Origin of the sequence: Mucilaginibacter aurantiaciroseus (assembly GCF_024055595.1) — a bacterium.
GTDB lineage: Bacteria > Bacteroidota > Bacteroidia > Sphingobacteriales > Sphingobacteriaceae > Mucilaginibacter > Mucilaginibacter aurantiaciroseus.
In genome coordinates this window covers 750,584-772,221 of sequence record NZ_JAMXOF010000002.1, presented here as the reverse complement: position 1 = coordinate 772,221, position 21,638 = coordinate 750,584, and the positions used below count along the sequence as shown (strand labels likewise).

Here is a 21,638-nt window from a genome sequence, read left to right as displayed (position 1 = left end):
AAGCTTTTAGCGCCCTCTCCTCCGGAGGGGCTTTTTCCCTCACCCTCTTTGCTCAGCAGAAACGGTCGCGCACGAAGTGCAGCGGGGTGAGTAAATTCCGCAAACTATAAAAAACAATTCCTTAAATTCACCTGCATGAAAATAGCCCTTGCCTCTCCTACTTTTCCCACATCCATCCGGGATGGTTTAAACCAGGTTGATCATCTTTCAAGAGATGCAGCGCAGCAAGGCGCTGTAATTGTATGCTTCCCCGAATCATTTATTCCCGGCTACCCGCTTACCGACCATAAACCGGAGAAAGCCACACATCAGCAATTATTGGATGCGTTAAACAAAGTGTGCGAAATAGCGGCTGCTAATGCCATCGCCATTATCATCCCAATGGATTGTTACGAGGAAGACCGGTTTTTAAATACCGCGCATGTGATATCGCCAACGGGCGAGGTGCTGGGTTATCAAACCAAAAATCAGTTAGACCCAAGCGAAGATAATTTTTGGGTGCCTGGAACACAGCGCAGCCTTTTTGAAGTGAACGGCCTTAAATTCGGCATCACCATTTGCCACGAAGGTTTCCGCTACCCCGAATCTGTAAGATGGGCGGCACGTGAAGGCGCGCAGGTGGTTTTCCACCCGCACCTTACCGGCAGCGATGCAACCGGCAAACAAATAACCGACTGGGGCGACAGCCACAGCCCCTACTACGAAAAAGCCATGATGATGCGCGCGCTGGAAAACACCATTTACTTTGCCAGCGTGGGCTACGCCATGAAATTCCAGGAATCTACCAGTTCCATCATTGCGCCCGATGGCGTTTGCGTTGCACACCAGCCCTACGGCCATGCCGGTGTTGTGGTGGCAGATATCGATACCGAAAAAGCAACAGGCCTATTAGCGAAAAGGTTTAAACCTGAGTTATATAAGTAACCACAATTGTGATGGTGAGCCTGTCGAACCATTCGTCGCTATCTTTCCGCGGGTCATTGCGAGCGATAGCGTGGCAATCCTCGATAGAAAAGCCGTCGATTAAAGCTCTATTAGGAATGGCAATTCTAAGTATATAAGCCTATGGATGTTTATTTTTTTGTAATGTGTTTATTTTTGTTTTGGCACTCAAAAAGCTACGCCATTTCTTTGTTTTAGCCACAAAAACGAACCAAAAGTTTCGGCATGTTTAAAGACGCGAAGTATCGCGTTTCTACATTATCGATTTTTGTAGAAACGCGATACTTAACGTCTCCTTGCATAAAAATTTCCGATTGAGTTTTTTTCCTTACAATTTCTCCCCGTGCTGGCTGATATCCAATCCCAAAATTTCATCTTCTTTAGAAACCCGCAATGGCGAGATCATGTCGGTAACTTTTAACAATATTACCGACCCGAAGAACGAGAATATGGAAGTAGCTACCAGCGCGAATAGCTGAATGAAAAACAAATGGGTGTGACCAAAGAATAGCCCGTCGCCGGTTACGTTGGCTGGGTTTACGTTGTGGTTGGCAAATACGCCGGTTAGTAACATACCTACCATACCGCCCACACCATGGCAAGGAAATACGTCAAGCGTATCATCGATAGTGGTACGGGTGCGCCATTCTACAACCAGGTTACTTACCACGGCAGAGATGATACCGATGGCCAGCGAATGCGGAACGCTTACAAAACCTGCTGCCGGGGTTATGGCAACCAAACCCACCACTGCACCTATACAAGTACCCATGGCCGATGGCTTGCGGCCGCGCAGCATATCAAAAAAGATCCAGGTAACACCGGCCGCGGCAGATGCTGTAGTGCTTGTTGCCAATGCGGTTACCGCCAAATGGTTTGCGCCAAATGCAGAGCCCGCGTTAAAACCAAACCATCCGAACCATAGTAAACCCGTGCCTATCATTACATAAGTAATGCGCGCGGGTGCGTGGTTAGCTTCGTTACGGCGTTTTAGGAATAAGGCTGAGGCCAATGCCGCCCAACCTGCCGACATGTGTACTACCGTACCGCCTGCAAAATCCAGCACGCCCAGTTTGGCTAACACACCATCCGGGTGCCAGGTGGCGTGCGCCAATGGCGAGAAGATGAAGATGCTGAACAGCACCAAAAATATGATGTAAGAGTTAAAACGAATCCTTTCTGCAAAAGCACCTGTTATTAGCGCCGGGGTAATAATGGCGAATTTTAACTGGTACATGGCAAATAATAACAGCGGGATAGTTGGCGCAGCTTTCCAGCTGGCGTTGCCCAGCATGCCCTTCATCATAAAAAAGGTAGATGGATTGCCAATTACGCCGCCAATGCTATCGCCAAAGGCTAAACTAAAGCCAAATATGCCCCAAAGCACCGTAATAATCACCATACACACAATACTTTGCAGCATTGTAGATATAACATTCTTTTTATTCACCATTCCGCCGTAAAAAAAGGCAAGCCCGGGGGTCATAATTAAAACAAGGGCGGTAGACATTAACATCCAGGCGATATCGCCGGTATTAAAGTTAGATTTTACGTTTTTATCGTATTCTACGGATGGAAAAACAAACGTAAGTGATAAAATAACAAGAATTACAAAAAAGGGAAAGTAACGTTTCATATCAAATTAAAACCATTTATTAAAACGGGCTCAATTTATACAATTTTAGTAGACATTTTATAAAAAATGAAACAATTACAATAAATTAATCAATTTATCGGGGATAAGTCCAAAAATTATTAGCAATAACGCAACAACAGATGAAAAAATCACCAGGTTACGCGATTGCAAATTTTCGTTCGGGGTAATTTCAACGCGTTTTAAAAATAAGTTCAACGGGATCTTGATGTAGTAGAACAAACCAACAACGGTAGTAATCGCGCCGGTTATCAGCATGCCCATCAGCCAGATATCATGCGTTTGCTGGTATACGCCATACATTGCCGAAAATACCACAACCTTCCCTATAAATCCCGCGCTGATGGGAATCCCCGTTAGGGAGATCAATATTATTACAAATGCTACAGATGCCAGCGGGTATTTAAAGCCGAGGCCTTTATAATCACTTATGTTGGTGATGCCCTCGTTATTTTCAAAATAGTTGGCCAGCATAAGCGCGGCAATATTTGCCAGGCCGTAAACCAGCAGGTAATAAGTTAATGCGGTTAGCCCCTGCCCGCTAAAGGTAACCACGGCCATCAAGGCAAAACCGGTATGCGCTATGCCAGAGTAGGCCAGCATCCGTTTTACACTATTTTGCCAAACCGCTGCAAAATTACCCACCACCATGGTAGCGATACCCACTGCCGATAATACCAGCCTGAAGTTTAACCCCGCCCAGTTAATATACATGCCGCTGGAGGTGATGAATGGTGTGATAAAATTAATCAGTAAGGCAAAGGCTGCTATTTTTGGTAAGGTAGACAGGTAGGCCGTTACCGGAGTTGCCGCGCCCTCATAAACATCGGGCACATAAAAATGCGCCGGCACCAGCGAAAGTTTAAACCCAATTCCCAATAATATCAATGTTAGCGCGAAGGAAACGCTTACAGGATTTACCTGGATCAGCCCCGCCTGCATCTCGCGCGAGAAAATATCAAGCGAACCACAGAAGGCATAGACAAGCGAGATACCATACAGCATTACTGCCGACGCCGCCGCGCCGAAGAGTACATATTTCAAACCCGCCTCGGTGCTTTTGGCGTTATCGGTACGGTAGGCTGCCAACAGGTACGATGCAATGGAAACCATTTCGATAGCCAAATAAATGGACAGAAAATTTACCGCCATGGTCATTAAATGTAAGCCCAATACCGAGCCGATGACAATAGTGTACAAGTCCGACAACCCTTTTTTGTGCGATGCCAGTTTCTTATCCCACGCAAAGTAGAAGAGCAGGACAAGCGCCAGCACATCAATAATCAATTTAAATACAATGCCGGTATGATGCAGCAATAACATGCCGCTAAAAAACCGGGCGGTATCATTTGCGTTGAAGCTTAATTTTTGACTGATGACCTGTACGATCACAATCATCATACCCCCTGTTGCTACCGCGCGGCATAATTTTGCCGAACGTTTACCAAATAAAAGATCTGTTACCAGCACCAAAATAAACAAGGCGGTTAAATATAGCTCGGGCACAAAAAAGCGCAGGCCGCGTAATACTTCGTTTAACTGGGTGGTAACTTCGGGTAACAGATCCTTCATTTATTTTATTGTACTATAACTAACTGGTTTTTTGGATATTTAACCTGGTATTTTAAATGTAATTGTTTCTCTTCCTGCGGTTTCAGGTTCTGGCTCCACGATAATTTACCGGTAAGCTTATCCATCTGCGCACCGCTTACGTCTTGCGTTTCTACCTCAATGGCCGAGTTTTGCGATACCGGCACCTGGTCTTCCAACAATAAATTCACGGGCTGGTTCTTACGGTTCTTCACGGTTATGAGCCAGTCGCGGGTTTCTTTTTTGTTGGAGCCGAAGCCTTGCTTCTCTGTCAAATCTTTTTGCAAGGTACGGGTTACCACAATATTTCTATCGGTACCTAACGATAAATTTAAGGTATCGGCAGTGGCGTGGGTATCAATTAACGATTTACCAATAAACGTGCCCTCAAAAAACAGGTTGGCCTCGCCCGATAAAAAGTTGTATTTGTTCCAGTCGGTGATGCGCGCGGTCAGGAATACATCGGTGCTTAGCTTAGGCGCAACAAAGTATTGGTAGGTAGCATCGGTGTTTACTTCATTTATCTCCACCAGGTATTGTTTTCCGTCACTTGGAACAGAGTATGGGTTAGCGATGTTAAACTCTACGTTGGTTTGGTTCTCTACCTGCTGGACTTCTATCGGGGTGGATTGAATACTGGCAGCACCACGGATCCTTATTTCCGCAGCAGATCCCGGCGAGCTCTGAACATTTACCCCAGCGGCTTTTCCTTGCAAATAGCCTTCTATAGATGAATATCCAGTTACCACAACTTCATTCAATTGCTGCGAAGATGCTTTCAGGCCAATGTTTAACACCGGCACCGTTGCAGTGCGTTCCATTTTTTCGTAACCGATGAAGCTATACTCTAAAATAGCGCTGCTGTTGGGCACCTGTATCGAGTAGTTACCTGCCGCATCGGTTTGTGTACCGATGGACGTCCCCTTAATCCTTATAGCTACGCCGGGAAGTGGCAGGCGATCGTCCTGCCCAAACACCCTACCCGTTACCTTGGTAATTGCCGATTGCTGGCCTGAATAATACATGCCATAATTTAAATAATACGGCGATAGTTCGGGTTTACTGCCGCTAACGGTTGGGTTACCTGTCGATAGGGTAAGCTTTACATTTTTCCAGTCCTCGCCGCTTTGCTGGCTCACGTTGGCTTTATAGGAAATGGTGATCGGGCTGTTCACATTTTTGGCCCTGATATCGTAAGTTGGGTACCAGTTGGCGTTATTAACCAGATAGGTAAGCATAAACTGCGCTTGCGCCGCCACCTTTGATGAAACCGTCACCAATATATTGCTGGTTACGGCGCTGCTGCCACGCAATACGTCATTAATTTGTTTGGCGAAGCGTTGTTGCTGTACATTCAGGTCGGCAACCTGGTTGTTAATAGTTTGCTCTTTCTTTTTGATCTCGGTGAGGCGGATGGTCTGGTAATCCAGCGCTTGCTTTAATTTAAGCACATCCAAATTGCTGTTTTGACCGCTCACCACCTGGTTTTTAACCAGCATATTGTATTCTTCCTGGTTAATTGTTAAAGCGTAATTCAGGAGCGATATTTTGTCATTCAGGGCCTTTTGCTGGGTCTGTAATTCATCTACATGCTTTTGTTTAGCTTGCTCGTTCAAGTAATTCAATTCGTGCTTTACCGACAGGATGGTAAAATCGCCGGCGGCACGTACCTGGATGCTTTGCACATCGATACCAGGAGAAATATTTTCGAACACTAAAGTGGATGTGCCGGGAGCCAAGTTTACAGGCGATGTGCGGGTTACTTGCGCCCCGTTTAAAAACAGGGTAACCTTTTGCACCTTTGATACGATCTTTTGGGAATCATCGGCGTTTGCTACACGCGCAATGCTGATGAACAGGCAGGCAATAAATAATAACTTTTTAGTCATGATATTTAATTTTATCTGTATGATGCGCAAGCCTTAAGTTTTCCATAAACCGATGTAGAAATAAATGAAAATTTATTTCGCCTGGATAAATTGGATCAACGCCAGTACCGAATCGTTCACCTTGCCAAGCACCAGCGATGGCAGGATGCCTAATAGCAATGCGATCAAAGCCAGCGGCAACAAGGTGGCCGTTTCGCGGAAGTTGAGATCGGTTAGGGCTGTCTTCCAAACGTCGCCACCTTTTAGGGATACGGCGCCGAAGAACATGCGCTGCAAGGTCCACAGAAAATAGGCCGCGCTTAACAAAATACCTATTGAGCCGCAGATAGCCATCCAGTAAGGCAACAAGCCGTTAACCGAATGTGATTTAAAAGCACCAGCCAGCGTAAATGCTTCGGCCACAAAAGCCGAGAAACCGGGCAGACCTAAAGAAGCGAAAAATGCCACCATCACATAAACGGTATACCGCGGCATCAATGTACCTAATCCGCGGAAATTATAGATATCTCTGTCGTGTACCCTATTATAGATCACCCCTACCAGGAAGAACAGCATGGTTGATAAAAACCCGTGGCTTACCATTTGCAGTACAGCGCCGCTGATGCCCTCGGCTGTATTGGAGGCGATGCCCAAAAGCACAAAACCCATGTGCGATACAGATGAATAGGCGATCATGCGTTTCAGATCGCGCTGGGCAAGGGCGTTAAAAGCGCCATATAATATGGAGATCACTCCCAATAAGCCAAGCCAAAATGCGCCGGATAAAGCAACCTCAGGGAAGATGCCTATACAGATGCGGATAATACCGTAGCCGCCAATTTTTAGCAGGATGCCGGCAAGGATGATAGATACCGGGGTCGGTGCCTCTACGTGGGCATCAGGTAACCAGGTATGAAAGGGCACTACTGGCACTTTAATAGCAAAGGCAACAAACAGCACCACAAAACCAACGGTACGCGCAGGCATGCCCAAAATGGTAGCGTTGCTGAGTAAGGAGAATACCGATCCATCGATATAATTTGCCGGGTTCATCATGTGGATGATATTGAAGGTGTGGTTGCCCGTAACCGGATCTTTAACCGACAGGTATAAACCCACCATCACCAACAACATAAACACCGAACCGAACAGCGTGTACAGGAAAAATTTAATAGACGCGTACTCTCGCCTTGCGCCTCCCCACATGCCTATCATAAAGTATAATGGCAGCAGCATTAGTTCGTAAAAAGTGTAAAACAAAAAGAAATCCAGCGCGCAGAACACGCCGACTACAGCCATATCCAGCAACAGGAACAGGGCAAAAAAACCTTTCAGGTTGCTTTTTATTTCCCAGGATGCAATGGCGGCTATCACCATTACCAGCGAGGTCATCACCAATAGCGTTACTGAAATACCGTCTATCCCCACAAAATATTCTATCTGCATTTTGCCCATCGAACCAAGATCGAGGCTGATCCACGGGAGTTTTTGAACAAACTGGAACTGATCCTCGTGGTTGATGCCCGCGTGTGCCACCCCTGTCTGAAAGTGCAGGTAAATGTAAATGCTGAAACACAACTGTAAAAACGTAGCCGCCAGCGTAATGAACTTAAAACTCGCGCGCAGTGATGATGGCAGCAGCAGAATAACTAAGCCAAACAAAATTGGGGTAAAAATGAGCAGGGTTAATATATTCATCAGGTCCAGATCAGTTTTAAAATAAATACGGTGATCAGCACTAATAGCATGCTGTATAAATAATATTGAATTTTACCCCCTTGGAAACGGCGGGCAAAACTACCAATGCCGTGCACTACATCTGCAACCAAATGCAGGAAGCCATCCACAATGTTTTTATCAAACCAGGCGGCAATACCCGCAATGGCTAATCCAACTTTTTCGAGTGAATTTACAAAGCCATCCACCACTTTTTTCTCAAACCAATAAAAGGCGTTGCTCAGCCACATTACAAAACGTATGATGACGCGGTTGTAGAACCTGTCGATATACCACTCGTTAAATGAGATGCGATACAGCAGCCCCTTTTGCGGGAACGACCAGGTATTGCGTTTTACATAAATTACATATGCGCCATACATCACCACCACGCTTAAAATCACTACAATTAACGGAATGATGACATGGAAAAGGTTTTGGCGGACAAAAATATTGGTCAGCAAAAATCCTTTGTACAACCATGCATCTTCATAAAACACCGGGCTGTATGAGAACACCGGGAACAAACAGCAGATCGCTAAAAACACCAACGGCAGTTTGTATTGCCAGCCGCCATCGCCCATGTGGATTCGGATATGCGGATTCATCTTTTGAAGGCGGAACTCGCCAAAGAAAACTTTGGTAATAAGCCTTGCTACGTAAAAAGCCGTTAACCAGCTGGTGAGAAGGGCAAAATATGGGATTAATTTTAGTAAGCCTCCCTTATCATCGCTCCAGTCAAACGCCTGGATCAGGATGCCGTCTTTTGACAGGTAGCCAGAGGTGAGCGGCAAGCCGGTCAAGGCGATGCCCCCAATTAACGCTGCGATAAACGTTAGTGGTAATTTTTTGCGCAGGCCACCCATATGCAGGATGTTTTGCGGGTCGGTGTCCAGGTTGTTATCGTCCTTAATCTGTTTCATTTGATGGATGACAATACCCGCAACCAAAAAAAGTAAACATTTAAAGAACGCGTGAGTAGCCAAATGGAACAACGAGGAGGCGTAAGCACCCACCCCCATGGCCATTACCATAAAACCTAATTGCGATATGGTGGAGTATGCTAAAATCCGTTTCAGGTCGTTTTGCGTAAGGGCGATGGTAGCGGCCATAAACGCGGTAAAACAACCAATAACCGCCAGGATGGTTAGCTCGGTACCCGTAAACATTGGGTAAAACCTGCCCAGCAAAAATACCCCTGCCGCCACCATGGTTGCCGCGTGGATCAATGCCGAAACCGAGGTTGGCCCCTCCATCGCATCGGGCAGCCAGGTATGTAACGGGAACTGTGCCGACTTTGCTGCCACGGCCAAAAAGATCCCGCCGAAGGCAACGTATTGCCAGGTTGCCGGGATACTGCCTAAAGTGCTCGTCCATTCGCCATTGGCGATGATGGCATTTTCTATGAGGCCTTTTTCGGCAAAAAGTTGTTCCAGATCAAACGTATGGAACTGGGTGAACAGGATAATAATTGCCGAGAGCAGGCCAATATCCCCTATCCTGTTCATGATAAAGGCTTTTTTATTGGCGATGATGGCACTCTCGCGCGTGAACCAGAAACCTATTAAGAGGTAGGATGAAAAGCCCACCATCTCCCAAAAGGCGTAAAGCAGTATCAGGTTATCTACCACCACCAAAGCCAGCATGCTAAAACAAAACAGACTTAAATAACGGAAATAACGGCTGTAGCCGTCATCATCCTCCATGTAGGCGGTGGAGTAAATATGCACCGGCAAGGCGATCACCGGGACCAGCAACAACAGCAATACCGAAAGGTTATTGAGCAAAACCCCCGCCTGTACTTTAGTAGCGCCAATGGTAAACCAAACCTGTTGCGCATGAATGGTATGGCTGCCCCAAATTTTAAAGAACACATTAGCGGCAAGTACGGTACTTACCAATATTGCTAATGTAGATACCCAGCCCGATACCTTGCTTTTACCTAACAGTAAAAAGTTTACCAAAAAGGCAGCAAAAGGCAAAACCACTGCTATAATAGCAAGGGTTACGGTTTGCGCGTCGGTTTGTGGTAGGGTTGGGTTCAAATTATATCTAATATAAAATTAAGTATTTTTTGTTCCCCTCTTGAGAGGGGAGTGTTGGGCTGCGTTGTTGCAGGGGTGTGTTAGTCGCGCGACTAACACACCCCTTGCCCCTCTCAAGTGGGAAAGTTATCTCATAATATTTACCAAGGCCTACTTTCATCTTAATTTGCCGGTTGGTTTAGTTCAATAATAAGCTTTGCCGGTTTACGTTTCTTGCGAAGGCCGCTTGGGCCGGTGAAGGTGGCGGCTTTAATATCGGCTTTGCTGGCCAGTTCCCACAATTGCAGTTTGTCTTCGCCGGTTAATTCAATACCATCAGGCATCACGTAAGTAACAGCCAGATCTTTACCTCTGCGCGAGCGGATGTATAATTTATAGGCTTTAGACAACGTACCAAATTTCCATTGGTATAGCTTGGTGCCATACTTTTTGGTGGTGACGTTCACCGTGGTATCGTTCACAGTAGCGCCTACAAATTTCGGCTGGATCAGCGTATCAATTTTCAGGATAGTTTCCGGGTCGATATCTGATACTTTTCCAAACGTTGCCTCCTCATTCAGCACAAAGGCTTTTTGGTTTCCTTGTTGCTTTGGCAAAGGCAATAGCGTGCTTGGCAAATCGGCAGGCAAAGCTTGTTTGGTCTTCACGATCAGCGCACCCGCGGCAGCCTTTTGGCCGTACATCATTTTGGCGCCTTTCGGTTTTATAACGGATACATCCAAAATACTTTCAGGCTTCAGGTCCTGCAGGCGGCCGTGGTATTCGTTATCGTTCACCATTACAAACGGGCGGTCGCGTTCTTCGGGCGGGTCTTTCAGCACCAGTTTCTTGGTAACGCTATCCACCGAGAAGAACGGATAGGTTACCCTTTCTTCTTCCTCCACGTGCTCCTCTACACGGGCTCCCCCCCCGCTTGAGCGGTGCCTTGACGAACGTTTTTTTGTGTGCTTGGTAGTCTTGGCCTTCTTTTTTGTCGCATGCTTTTTCCGCTGCGCAAAAGCGCAAACAGAGATCAGCATCAGCAATATTAAAAGCAGTTTTTTCATTTTAGTTTTTCCCTTGTCTTTCGGTTTCGGCTTTTCTGGTAAAATGTTGCTTTTTATAGGCCTCGGTAACGATGATCACCACGCCATTTTTACCGGTATCGCCATATAGGGCAACAGATGAAGCATCTTTTAATACCGATATATTGTCAATATCATTAAAATTAAGAGCCTTCATACCCTCAGTGGTTGCCTTATTACCATCGATAATATAAAGCGCTTTTGCAGCGGTAGAATCGGCTTTAGCCGCAATGGCTACTTTAGTTAAAAGGTTAATTCCCTTACCTTCTTTAGTGGTAATTAAAATAACTCCGTTTAAACCCTCTGCACCGTATAACGATGTTGACGATGGCGTTTTTAAAACCTTTATCTTTTCGATATCATTTGGGTTGATGGTATTAATATCACCAATATATTTTACCCCATTAACCATTACCAAAGGGGGCAAACCATTGTGAGTTAAATTTAGTTTAGTCTCCTTTTTAGCAGTATCCGGCGTTTGCGCGAAAGCGCTTACCGACAAGAATAACGAGAAAACAACAAGTAGTTTTTTCATATCTTAATCTTTTAACTGGTTAATTTTATCAGGATCGATGGTTTTGTATCGGCGGTAAACGTTCAATATTATAGCCAGCGCAACAGCAGTTGTAGCGGCAGCCAAAACTATGGCAAACAGCGCGAATACCTGCCCCCCGTTATTGGTCTTATCGAATTTACCAAAAGCTACCAGGTTTAATATGGCGGCGTTCAGCATTAGCTCTATGCCTATCAAAATCTGAATCGCGTTCTTTTTGGATACGATGATGAATAGGCCGATGCAAAACAACACCACGCTCACCAGCATAAAATCGTTAAGGCCTATCACGCTTCTACCGGCTCCTTTCTGGACAGATGCGCTGCGCCAACCAAAGCTATCATCAGCAATACCGAAATCACCTCAAATGGCAGCAGGTAGCGTGTCATCAAACCTACGCCAATGTCGTTAATACCCGTCCCGTTTACCGGTACCACATTTTTTGTAGCGATGGCCGTTTTTATCCAAGGTAGATTGTTGATATCCGCTTTAAAAACCACATTTAACATCACCACCAAAAACAGAGCGGCCAATATAAATGCAGGTAAATTATGCAGACTGATGAATTTTGTTTTCTGTTGCTCTGCAGTAGCCAAAGCCTCCTTGCCCGAAAGCATAAAAGCGAACAGTATCAGCACCAAAATGCCGCCAACGTAAATTACAATTTGGGTAACGGCTACAAAATCGGCAAGTGCTAAAACGTATAACCCGGCCAGGCCAAACAGGGTAACAAAAAACAAAAAGATGCTGCGCACCAAATTCTTCCCCGCGGCTACAACCAAGGCCGAGCCCACGGTTACAAACGCCATCAGGTAAAACATTGCCTGCACTAAACTCATACCCCTCCCTCCCTTGCTTTCATGGCGGCTAATTTAGCGGCTTGCTTTTCGGCAGTCTGGCGTTCCAGCAGGTCGCGCTTTTCGGCAGCAAACTCGGGCGACATGTCCGAGAATTCGTAGTTCAGGTCTTTCAGTTCAAATACGGTTTTATCGTACTCGTTGGTCATTACAATACACTCCGTTGGGCACACAATAGTACACAGGCCGCAATACATGCACTTGGCCATATCAATATCGAACTGGGCGGCGTAAAGCAACTTTTTAGACCCGTCGGATGTTTCGCCGATGCTGCCTTCGGTCGATTTTATCGATTCGATGGTGATACAGTTTACCGGGCAAATTTTGGCGCAAAGGTCGCACACGATACAGTCGTCAATTTCCACATCCAACTGGTAGCGGCCCACCTCGGGCACAGGCAGTTCCTGCTTAGGGTACTGGATGGTATTAGTATTATTTTGCTGATGGAAGTAATTATCGTTGGCGATTGTCGTAACCTGCCTTTTGGCATTTGAAGCAAATAAGGCCCTGATGGTAAGAGAGAGCCCCTTCCATGCCGTTGTAAAACCGTTTAACGCTCTTCGTAGCAAATTCTAAATAATAAATAATAAATTCTAAACTCTAAAAGCTAAATCGTAAATCAAACTCACATAATCCATAGCCGCCATACGCCCGATATTAGCATGCAGGCAAAAGCCAGTGGGGTTAATACTTTCCAGCACAGGTTCATCAGCTGGTCTACCCGTAAACGGGGCAGTGTCCAGCGGATCCACATCTGTACGCCTATTAAAAGTAAGGTCTTTATCAAGATCCAGATGATGCCCCAGCCCGCGCCGGTTGTCCACGTTGCCAAATGTAGCGAACCTATGTTTGGTAAAGGCGTATTCCATGCGCCTAAAAATAATATTACGCCTACCATCGATACCAAAAACATCATGGAGTACTCGGCCAAAAACACCAGCGCGAATTGCAACCCCGTAAACTCGGTGTGGAAACCTGCTACCAATTCCGAATCCGCCTCGGGAATATCGAACGGTGCGCGGTTACTCTCTGCCAACGATGCGATGAAGTAGATCACAAAGGCCACCATCAAATGAGGCGCCTGGAAGATGTTCCACGACAGGATGCCCCCAATTTGCGATACATCCCAAAAGCCAAAGAACTTCGCCTTGTCTGCCGATAGGATACCCTGCTGCATGGCTATATCCTGCAGGTTAAGAGTCTGCGCTATCATCACAACAGAGATGAGCGCGAAACCCGCAGGAATCTCGTAAGAAATGATTTGCGCGGCAGAGCGCATTGCCCCCAGTATTGAATATTTATTGTTCGATCCCCAACCGGCCATTAGTATGCCCAGGGTTTCGATAGAGATAATAGCGAAAATGTAGTAAAGCCCAATATTGATGTTAGCAGGGATCAATCCCGGCCCCCAGGGCAAAGCGGCAAAGGCAAGGTACACCCCAATAAAAATAATAACGGGTGCGGCCAGGAACAAGATCTTATCGGCCGCTGCCGGGATAATAAGCTCCTTTTGCACCATCTTCATCATATCTGCCAGTACCTGCAGGGAACCGTATTTGCCCGTTTCTGTAGGGCCAAGGCGGTTTTGGATAAAGGCGCTTACCTTACGCTCGGCATATACGCCAAACATGGTAAACAGGCCCACAAAAGCAAATAAACCTGCTGCTACAATAAAATATGTAAGGTAATAATTCAAGGGCGATTGCTTTGGGTTGCAAACTTAATAAATGCTAAGGATAGTTGACTGTTTTGGTAGTTGTTTTTTGCGTTGCGCGATTGGATTGCACCGATGTGGTTTCACTATGGTAAATAAGTAATCTCTGTTCACAAATCACTATTATCTAAAATGGCCGTTGCCAGCGGCCCGGTCCGTTGGCTAACGGATCATACGCCTGCAAGCATTAGGCGCGAGTACGGTATCCGCTCCACTCCCTAACGCTATTGTCTTTACCGGGATTCGCTTGATTTAGGGATTAGTAGGATTTTAAAATGAATCTCCATTTATTATCTGCCCGTTCAAGCGTCTACGCTTGAACGTTGTACGTGGTAAGCGTCTACGCCTAAGTTCATTTTAAGCGTGGACGCTTAAAATAATAAATCTCCAAGCGTGGACGCTTGGAGATTTATTATTTACACATCTACATATTTGCACATCTGCACATCTATTTTAACATACTTCCCTTACATTAACAAACTCACTCTTTACATTATCTGCAAAAAAGAGCGACGCATGGCGGTCAAAATCGGGGGTGTCATCAATGGTGGTATAAAACTGGCGGTTGCCTTGTTTGCTGAGGCGATGCTCCATTTCGGGGTGGCGTTGCAGGTAATCTACCAGGCTGGTGGCTACAATATCGCCCTGTGCAACTACATTAACATTGGCCGGCAGGTGAGCTTTTATTTTCTCCTGCAAAAGGGGGTAATGGGTGCAGGCCAGTAAAATGGTATCAATATCAGGTGATTGTTGCATCAGTTGATCCAGATAAAGCTGCACGTAATAGTCGGCGCCGGGTTTGTTGTATTCGCCGTTCTCTATCAGGGGTACCCAAAGCGGGCAGGCCTGCTGGTAAACTTTAAGATCGGAGAAAAAGTGTTCAATCTCTAACAAGTACGAGCCGGATTGCACGGTGCCTTGGGTGCCCAGTACACCTATCTGTTTGGTTTTGGTATAATTGCCAATAACTTCTGCCGTGGGGCGAATTACGCCGAGCACACGTTTATCGGTATGGAGGCCGGGCATGTCCTGCTGCTGTATGGTGCGCAGGGCTTTTGCCGATGCGGTATTACAGGCTAATATTACTAACGGACAGCCTTGCTTAAACATCCATTGCACACATTCCCAAGTGTACTGGTGAATGGTTTTAAATGAGCGGTTGCCGTAAGGGGCGCGGCCGTTATCGCCTAGGTATAAATAATCGTAACCGGGCATCTGTTCTGCTATAGAACGGAACACCGTTAAACCACCTATACCCGAATCGAATACTCCTATGGGACTGCCTGCCGTCATATTATCAAAAATAAAAAAAGCGCCCCGTAATGGAGACGCTTTCTAAATAATTTAATTTTGAGATTACTTTAATCCTAATTTAAGCTTTACAGCCGGCATCAGGTCATCAGCGTCCGGAGATACTACTAAATACTCGCTGGTGGTATCTAATACGTACCCGTAACCTTTTTCTTTAGCTACCGCTGTAACTGCACCACGTGCTTTATCAATCAATGGTTTACCAAGCTCGCGTTGTTTAGCCTCAACTTGTTGCTGAGACGAAGTTTGGTAATCCTGTAAGCGTTTTGAAAAATCTTGCAATTCGGTTTCTGCTGCGCCACGCGCCGCATCAGTCATGCCTGTACGTTTTGTTTGGTAAGCCTGGCCTTTGGTTTGATACTCGTTATTCATTGAAGTTAATACATCAATGAATTGTTTCTGGTAAATTTCAAGCTGAGATTTTACAGTTTTGGTTTCGGGCATAAAATCGATCAACTGCTGAAAATTAATGTGGCCAATTTTTGATTGTGCCTGGGCAAAGTTGCCTGCAAATAACATTCCTGCTGCAACTAAAGCAACTTTAAATAGTTTTTTCATTTGTGTTCTTCTGTGTTTAAAAAAAAATAGTTCTAATTATAAATATACAATCTTTACTTAGCAAACACGCCCGGTTTTAAACCTAAACGGGTTACTACAGCATCGCTCTTGTTATAACGCGGGCTTGCGTACAACATTATCACTTCGCTGTTTTTATCAAATATCATATCCAGGTTTTCGCTTTCGGCTACACCCTGTACAGCTTTAGACACCCTATCCTGAATTGGTTTAATCAGCGCGTTGCTTTTTTTAGAAAGCTCGCCATCCGGCCCAAATATCTGGCGTTGGTAATCCTTCGCTTGTTTCTCTTTATCTACAATTTCGGCCTCGCGGCGTTTACGCATGTCCGGGGTCATCAACACCTGGTCGGCCTGGTAGGCTTTGTACAGGCGGTCAATTTCCTGGAAACGGACGTCAACATCCTTCTGCCACGATTCTGAAAGTGATGCCAGTTGTTTCTGCGATGAAGCATACTCCGGCATGTGTTTCAAAATATAATCCGAATCTACATAAGCAAAACGCTGGGCAACTGCAGCGGTACATGCTGCAAACGTAACAAATAGTATTAAAATTATCTTCTTCATAATAAATAATCGTTATGCAAATTAATTAAACCCGCCACTTAAGCTTTGCGAAATAGTAAAGTGGAAGTGACCTTTGTTGGCCTCGGGCTGGTTTGGGATCTTGTCGAAACCGTAGCCGTAATCTAAACCAAGCAAACCAAATATCGGTAAAAATATCCTTGCACCAACACCTACAGATTTCCTTATATTAAAAGGGTTAAATTGGCTAAAACCATTCCAAACATTACCACCCTCAGCAAAAGCTAACAAGAAAATGGTTGCAGACTGCCCAGTAATAACGGGATGCCTTAGCTCCATAGTATATTTATTGTAAATAGCACTACCCTGGTTGGTGTTTGCATTTAACATTGAACCCTCGGGCACTATAGAGAAGTTTTCGTAACCACGTAAACCTATAACATCTGTGCCTTGTAAGAACTGGTAGCTTTGCATACCATCGCCACCCAGTTTGAAACGCTCGAACGGAGAAGGCCCAACCAAAGCATTATACTGGCCCAGGTAACCAAAACGCACCTGCGACATTAATACCAGTTTACCGGTTATACGCTCAAACCACTGTGCATCAAACTTCCATTTGTAGTACTCTACAAAGTGGTATCTTTCTTCGGGCGTTGCCACTTTATAGTTCACGTTGTTAAAAAACGAATATGGCGGCGTTGCCTGTATGGTTAATTTTATGTTTGAACCCGATGTTGGGTACAAAGGCGCATCAACCGAGTTACGGCTAAGCTCCTGAGTTAGTTTAATATTGTATGATGTACCATTCTGGAACAGATAACCACCATAGTTATCCAGATCGTAGTGATCTACGTTTAACGAGTAGTTTAACTGGAAGTAGTTATCCGGCCAGTTTAATTTTTTACCTAACGTTACACCTATACCATTAATACGTAATTTGTTGTAGTAAGGGCTGCTTTTAGGATAATATTGGCCTGTTGAGCTACCTTGTGTATAAGCCGATAATGCGAAATAGATAGGTTTTTTACCACCTAACCACGGTTCGGAGAATGTGAACGAGAAGTTTTGGTAAGTACGCCCGCTCGATTGCCCCCTTAGGCTTAGTTTCTGCCCGTCGCCTTTTGGCAATGGTTTGTATGCTTTAAGGTTAAACAGGTTACGTAAGGCAAAGTTGTTAAAGGTTAAACCTAAGGTACCAACTAACTGCCCGCCGCCAAAACCGCCTGATAGCTCTATCTGATCGGATGGTTTTTCAACCACATTGTAAACCAGGTCCACAGTACCATCGGCGGGGTTAATGTTTGTAGGCCTTGGCTCGGTTTTTTGCTCATCAAAGTTACCTAACTGGCCAATCTCACGCGCACTACGTATCAATAGTTCTTTGTTGAATTTTTGCCCCGGTTTGGTACGGATCTCGCGCATTACCACTTTATCATTGGTAACATCATTACCTTTTAATATAACACGGTTAATGGTATACTGCGGGCCTTCATAGATACGGATATCCAAATCCACGGTATCATTATAAACCCTGGTTTGAACCGGGTCTGCATTAAAGGTTAAGTAACCATTGTTTAAGTATAACGATGATACGTCATCATTGCTTGGTGTTGGGCCGGTTAAACGTTTTGATAATTCAACCTCGCTAAATACCATTCCCTTTTCGATACGCAGAATCCTTTCTAATAACTCTGTAGGGTAAGTTGCATTACCCGAAAATTTTACATTACCAAAATAATACTTGGGGCCTTCGTAGATCTTGATTTTTACGTCGACGGTTTTTTCGTCATGTTTGGTTACGGTATCGCTCAATACTTCGGCATCGCGGTAACCTTTGCCTTGTAGTTTTTCAATAAGCGTTTCCTTGTCTTCTTCGTATTTGTCTTTCTTGAATTTTTTTGAACCGAAGATGTTATAGATTTTTTTCTCGCGGGTGTTTTTTAACAGCTTTCGCAACTTGGCATCAGAGAACGCCGTGTTACCCTCAAAATCAACACTGTTAATTTCAACCTTCGATTTTTTATCAACTGCAACATCCAGTATAACGCTGTTGGCATCGCCCGGGTCTTTGGTTTGGGTTATTTTAACGGTAGTATTAAGGTAGCCCTTTTCGTTAAAGTGCTTTTTAATGATGGCAGTTGTAGTACTCAGTAAGTTTTCGTTCACGATCTTACCGGTTTTATCTGCCAGTTTTTTATTTACGTCCTCTATCTCGCCCTTGCGGATGCCTGTAATGTGCAAACGCGATAAACGCGGGCGCTCTGATACTGCAATTTCCAAGTAAATGGTATCCATGTTGATGCGAGTAACATTTAGCTGTACATTATCAAAAAGGCCTTGTTTGTAAAGATCTTTAATAACATTTGCGTTAGCCTCACCAGGAAGGTTTATCTTGTCGCCTTTGTTTAGTTTAGATATAGTAAGCAACACATCCTTATCCAAATATTTTGCGCCGGATACGGTTACACCACCTATAATATAATCTTTAGGATTAAGGTAACTTAAACTATCGGCAGGGATAGAGCCGCCGGATAATGCTGATTGCCTTTGGCCGCCTACCTGAGCCATTGCTGCAGTGCTTATAACAGAGAAGAGTAGAGCAAAAAAAACTTTATTCATTCGAATATTTTAGTGGGCTAAAAATAATTTATACAGTTGTTAAAAAGTGTTAAAAGTAAAAATTTAGTTTACCTGCTCGCTTGTCATCCCAAATCGGCGTTCGCGTTTCTGGTAATCAAATATCGCTTCGTACAAATCCTCGCGCCTAAAGTCGGGCCATAGTTTGGTGGTAAAATATAGCTCGGCATAGGCAATTTGCCATAACAAATAATTACTTATGCGGTATTCCCCACTCGTTCTTATCAAAAGTTCGGGGTTGGGCATACCGCCGGTATATAAATTATCTTCAAACAATTGTTCATCAATATCGGCAGGGTTTAATTCGCCGCTTTGTACTTTGGCTATTATGTTTTTAGCAGCCTGTACTATTTCGCCGCGGCTGCTGTAGCTTAATGCAAGCGTAAGTACCAGCCCAGTATTACCGGCTGTTTTGCTTATGGCATTTTCTAACTCCTGGTGGCATTTGCCGGGTAGAGCCTTAAGATCGCCTATGGCGTTCAGGCGTACGTTATTTTTCATCAGCTTGGCAATCTCCTTGTTAAGAGTGCTGATGAGCAGTTCCATAATGGCGGTAACTTCAAATTTAGGGCGGTTCCAGTTCTCGGTGCTAAAAGTGTATAGGGTAAGGTATTCAATACCCAGCTCGCCGGCGGTTTCCACAATATCGCGTACAGATAGCACACCATTATGATGGCCAAACACCCTTAACTTGCCTTTACCCTTTGCCCAGCGGCCGTTACCATCCATAATAACAGCTATATGACGGGGTAATTTCTGAAGATCTATCTGGTCCTTATAACTCATTTCCCGAACGGTGTTAACAGTTGCTTATGAACCGTAGCGCCTGTAGCCTTGTTAAAATTTAAATCGTTTTTAGCAAAGCCCTCAACAACTTATGCCCTTTTTTTCAGGTGACAAATGTAAAACTTAATTGTATTTATTTTAGTATGCGATAAAAAAGAAATAATTATCAACGGGGGTAGTTTTGGATGGCAGGGATTTACTGTTTGCATAGTTACTCACCCCTACTGCGCTGCGCTGGCCAACCCTCGTTGCTGTGCAAAGAGGGTAAGGAGAATAAACCTTAGCTTCCGCATAAAAAAGCACCGTGGCTTGTACCATGGTGCTGCAATATAATTCAATTCATCTTAATACGCCTGCTGCGCTTTCAACAAACTGATATCCTTTGGGGCGATATCTGCAATGGCGTATTGCTGTGTGCTTGTTATTTTCATTTCATCAAGCGTGTTTACCAGATTGCCATAAACGGATGTTTCGGCGGGTTTTATAATTACCAGCATACTTTTGCCGGTGGTTTGCTGCACATGTTTGCTCATATCAAATATAGCCTTGCGCAAGCCGCTGCCGCTATAATTGGTAACAGTGGCAGGTATTAACGGTTTATCTGCTAAGCCGAGGTAGTACATGGCCTTGTTGTTTTTTCCCAGGCAGATGGTCATGGTGCGGGATTGGGCTACCGGTTCACTCTCCTCGCCTACCGGCATGGCTACGTCCATAGCGCTGGGTTTGCTTAAGGTTGTGGTAAGCATAAAAAAGGTAATGAGCAGGAAGGCAAGATCAACCATTGCAGTAAGATCTACCTTTAACGCGGCTTTTTTCGAGCGGGTTTTGATGCCTGATTTTTCCGGGGATGAATTTAATTCGGCCATAGCAATATAGTTTAAGGTGAAACAATTGGTTACATGTAATAATACATATAAATATAACTGTTAATTTACAATAAACAAAATTAAATTCTGTAATTTTAAAATATAAGATTTTATATTTTGAATTATGGCGTTTTAGTTAATAATAACAGGCCTGCGTTACAAAAGTATAAGATACGGTAAAGCCCACAAACATGTAAAAATCCCGTTGGCGGTAATCGCCACGCTGGGAGCCGGCGTTACCGATGTATACGTTGGTCTTTTCGCCTGAGCGATCTGACAAAGCCCTTGCTGTAGTATTACTGAATGACCCTTTAGCGGCGTAGTTTTTACTTACATCGTCCAAATAATCGGTATTGGTGAAGCGGTACCCAAGGTCAGCAGCAACAGTCCACTTGCCCGAAAAGTTATATTTAAACCCGGCGCCAAACGGCACTACTATGGCCGTGTTTGCGTAGGGGCTGGTTTGCCCTTCGGTTTTTAAGGGCCGCAAGCCAACAACGTTGCCTTTATACATCGCCCTTGGCGCGTACGAGGCTATGCCGGCACCCAGGTATATATAAGGTGTATATTTATTTTTGCCTGCATCGGGGATATAGCTCATAAAGTTGAGCTCGGCCATCAGGCATAATTCTTTTATAGGGGTTGTAAAGCTCAGGTTACGGTCGCGAAACTGCTGGATGCCCGATGTGCTGTCGGCGCCACTTATTTGCCCAAAGGTATAGTTTAGCTTTAGCCCCAGATAGCGGTTAAAGTTTCGTTTTACAAACAGACCCACCTGCCCGCCGCTTGGTTTAATAGGGTTATTGATATTGAGATCGCCGATATAGCCTGCCGCGCCTATATTACCGCCAATTTCCCAAGTTTGCTGGGCCTGTACATTTATGCTGATAAACAGTAAAATACAAAAGGCGTAAAATTTGGGCATCAAGGGATCA

19 protein-coding genes are annotated in these 21,638 nt (G+C 44.8%); 1 reads left to right on the top strand and 18 read right to left on the bottom strand.

From position 1 onward, the window contains the following. Positions 1–135: 135 nt before the first annotated feature. Positions 136–924: a carbon-nitrogen hydrolase family protein gene (locus NAF17_RS11730; RefSeq protein ID WP_252758176.1), complete on the top strand. Its 789-nt coding sequence runs from the start codon at positions 136–138 to the stop codon at positions 922–924. Positions 925–1,270: 346 nt separating this feature from the next. Here the strand turns inward: NAF17_RS11730 and NAF17_RS11725 are convergent, their stop codons facing one another. The 18 genes from NAF17_RS11725 to porG form a co-directional block, all read right to left on the bottom strand. Beyond that, positions 1,271–2,578: an ammonium transporter gene (locus tag NAF17_RS11725; protein WP_252758175.1), complete on the bottom strand. Its 1,308-nt coding sequence runs from the start codon at positions 2,576–2,578 to the stop codon at positions 1,271–1,273. A 75-nt stretch (positions 2,579–2,653) separates the two neighbouring features. Then, a complete protein-coding gene (locus NAF17_RS11720) occupies positions 2,654–4,168 on the bottom strand; it encodes an NADH-quinone oxidoreductase subunit N (RefSeq protein ID WP_252758174.1) in 1,515 nt (504 codons plus the stop codon). Positions 4,169–4,173: 5 nt separating this feature from the next. Next, positions 4,174–6,075 (bottom strand): mucoidy inhibitor MuiA family protein, encoded by a 1,902-nt coding sequence (locus tag NAF17_RS11715; protein ID WP_252758173.1) that lies wholly within the window; start codon positions 6,073–6,075, stop codon positions 4,174–4,176. Positions 6,076–6,147: 72 nt separating this feature from the next. Then, positions 6,148–7,752 carry a complex I subunit 4 family protein gene (locus NAF17_RS11710; RefSeq protein ID WP_252758172.1) on the bottom strand — a complete coding sequence of 535 codons (1,605 nt, stop codon included), beginning with the start codon at positions 7,750–7,752 and terminating at the stop codon, positions 6,148–6,150. Beyond that, positions 7,752–9,815, bottom strand: a complete 2,064-nt coding sequence (locus tag NAF17_RS11705; RefSeq protein ID WP_252758171.1) for an NADH-quinone oxidoreductase subunit 5 family protein — start codon at positions 9,813–9,815, stop codon at positions 7,752–7,754. Before NAF17_RS11705 ends, NAF17_RS11710 begins: the two co-directional genes overlap by 1 nt. A 161-nt stretch (positions 9,816–9,976) precedes the next feature. Beyond that, on the bottom strand, positions 9,977–10,861 hold the full coding sequence (locus tag NAF17_RS11700; RefSeq protein ID WP_252758170.1) for a hypothetical protein: 885 nt from the start codon (positions 10,859–10,861) through the stop codon (positions 9,977–9,979). A 1-nt stretch (position 10,862) separates the two neighbouring features. Then, positions 10,863–11,414, bottom strand: coding sequence for a TonB-dependent receptor plug domain-containing protein (locus NAF17_RS11695; RefSeq protein ID WP_252758169.1), 552 nt, complete (start codon positions 11,412–11,414; stop codon positions 10,863–10,865). A 3-nt stretch (positions 11,415–11,417) separates the two neighbouring features. Then, positions 11,418–11,723, bottom strand: coding sequence for an NADH-quinone oxidoreductase subunit NuoK (nuoK, locus tag NAF17_RS11690; protein ID WP_252758168.1), 306 nt, complete (start codon positions 11,721–11,723; stop codon positions 11,418–11,420). After that, complete coding sequence (locus tag NAF17_RS11685) at positions 11,720–12,271, bottom strand: NADH-quinone oxidoreductase subunit J family protein (RefSeq protein ID WP_252758167.1); 552 nt, start codon at positions 12,269–12,271, stop codon at positions 11,720–11,722. The genes nuoK and NAF17_RS11685 overlap by 4 nt, the downstream gene beginning before the upstream one ends. Next, positions 12,268–12,858 carry a NuoI/complex I 23 kDa subunit family protein gene (locus tag NAF17_RS11680; RefSeq protein WP_252758166.1) on the bottom strand — a complete coding sequence of 197 codons (591 nt, stop codon included), beginning with the start codon at positions 12,856–12,858 and terminating at the stop codon, positions 12,268–12,270. The genes NAF17_RS11685 and NAF17_RS11680 overlap by 4 nt, the downstream gene beginning before the upstream one ends. 56 nt (positions 12,859–12,914) lie before the next feature. Next, positions 12,915–13,985: an NADH-quinone oxidoreductase subunit NuoH gene (gene nuoH / locus NAF17_RS11675; protein ID WP_252758165.1), complete on the bottom strand. Its 1,071-nt coding sequence runs from the start codon at positions 13,983–13,985 to the stop codon at positions 12,915–12,917. A 471-nt stretch (positions 13,986–14,456) separates the two neighbouring features. After that, on the bottom strand, positions 14,457–15,296 hold the full coding sequence (gene murI, locus NAF17_RS11670; protein WP_252758164.1) for a glutamate racemase: 840 nt from the start codon (positions 15,294–15,296) through the stop codon (positions 14,457–14,459). A 63-nt stretch (positions 15,297–15,359) separates the two neighbouring features. After that, entirely contained in the window at positions 15,360–15,872 is a 513-nt protein-coding gene (locus NAF17_RS11665; protein WP_252758163.1) for an OmpH/Skp family outer membrane protein, read from the bottom strand. Positions 15,873–15,925: 53 nt separating this feature from the next. Continuing rightward, the gene (locus tag NAF17_RS11660) at positions 15,926–16,456 is read right to left on the bottom strand and encodes an OmpH/Skp family outer membrane protein (RefSeq protein WP_252758162.1); all 531 of its coding nucleotides are present in this window, start codon (positions 16,454–16,456) and stop codon (positions 15,926–15,928) included. 21 nt (positions 16,457–16,477) lie between these two features. Further along, positions 16,478–19,033, bottom strand: coding sequence for an outer membrane protein assembly factor BamA (gene bamA, locus NAF17_RS11655; RefSeq protein WP_252758161.1), 2,556 nt, complete (start codon positions 19,031–19,033; stop codon positions 16,478–16,480). Between the two features lie 63 nt (positions 19,034–19,096). Then, a complete protein-coding gene (uppS, locus tag NAF17_RS11650; RefSeq protein ID WP_252758160.1) occupies positions 19,097–19,837 on the bottom strand; it encodes an undecaprenyl pyrophosphate synthase in 741 nt (246 codons plus the stop codon). Between the two features lie 344 nt (positions 19,838–20,181). Continuing rightward, positions 20,182–20,703 carry an ExbD/TolR family protein gene (locus tag NAF17_RS11645; RefSeq protein ID WP_252758159.1) on the bottom strand — a complete coding sequence of 174 codons (522 nt, stop codon included), beginning with the start codon at positions 20,701–20,703 and terminating at the stop codon, positions 20,182–20,184. A 136-nt stretch (positions 20,704–20,839) separates the two neighbouring features. Further along, the gene (gene porG, locus NAF17_RS11640) at positions 20,840–21,628 is read right to left on the bottom strand and encodes a type IX secretion system protein PorG (protein WP_252758158.1); all 789 of its coding nucleotides are present in this window, start codon (positions 21,626–21,628) and stop codon (positions 20,840–20,842) included. Positions 21,629–21,638 lie beyond the last annotated feature (10 nt).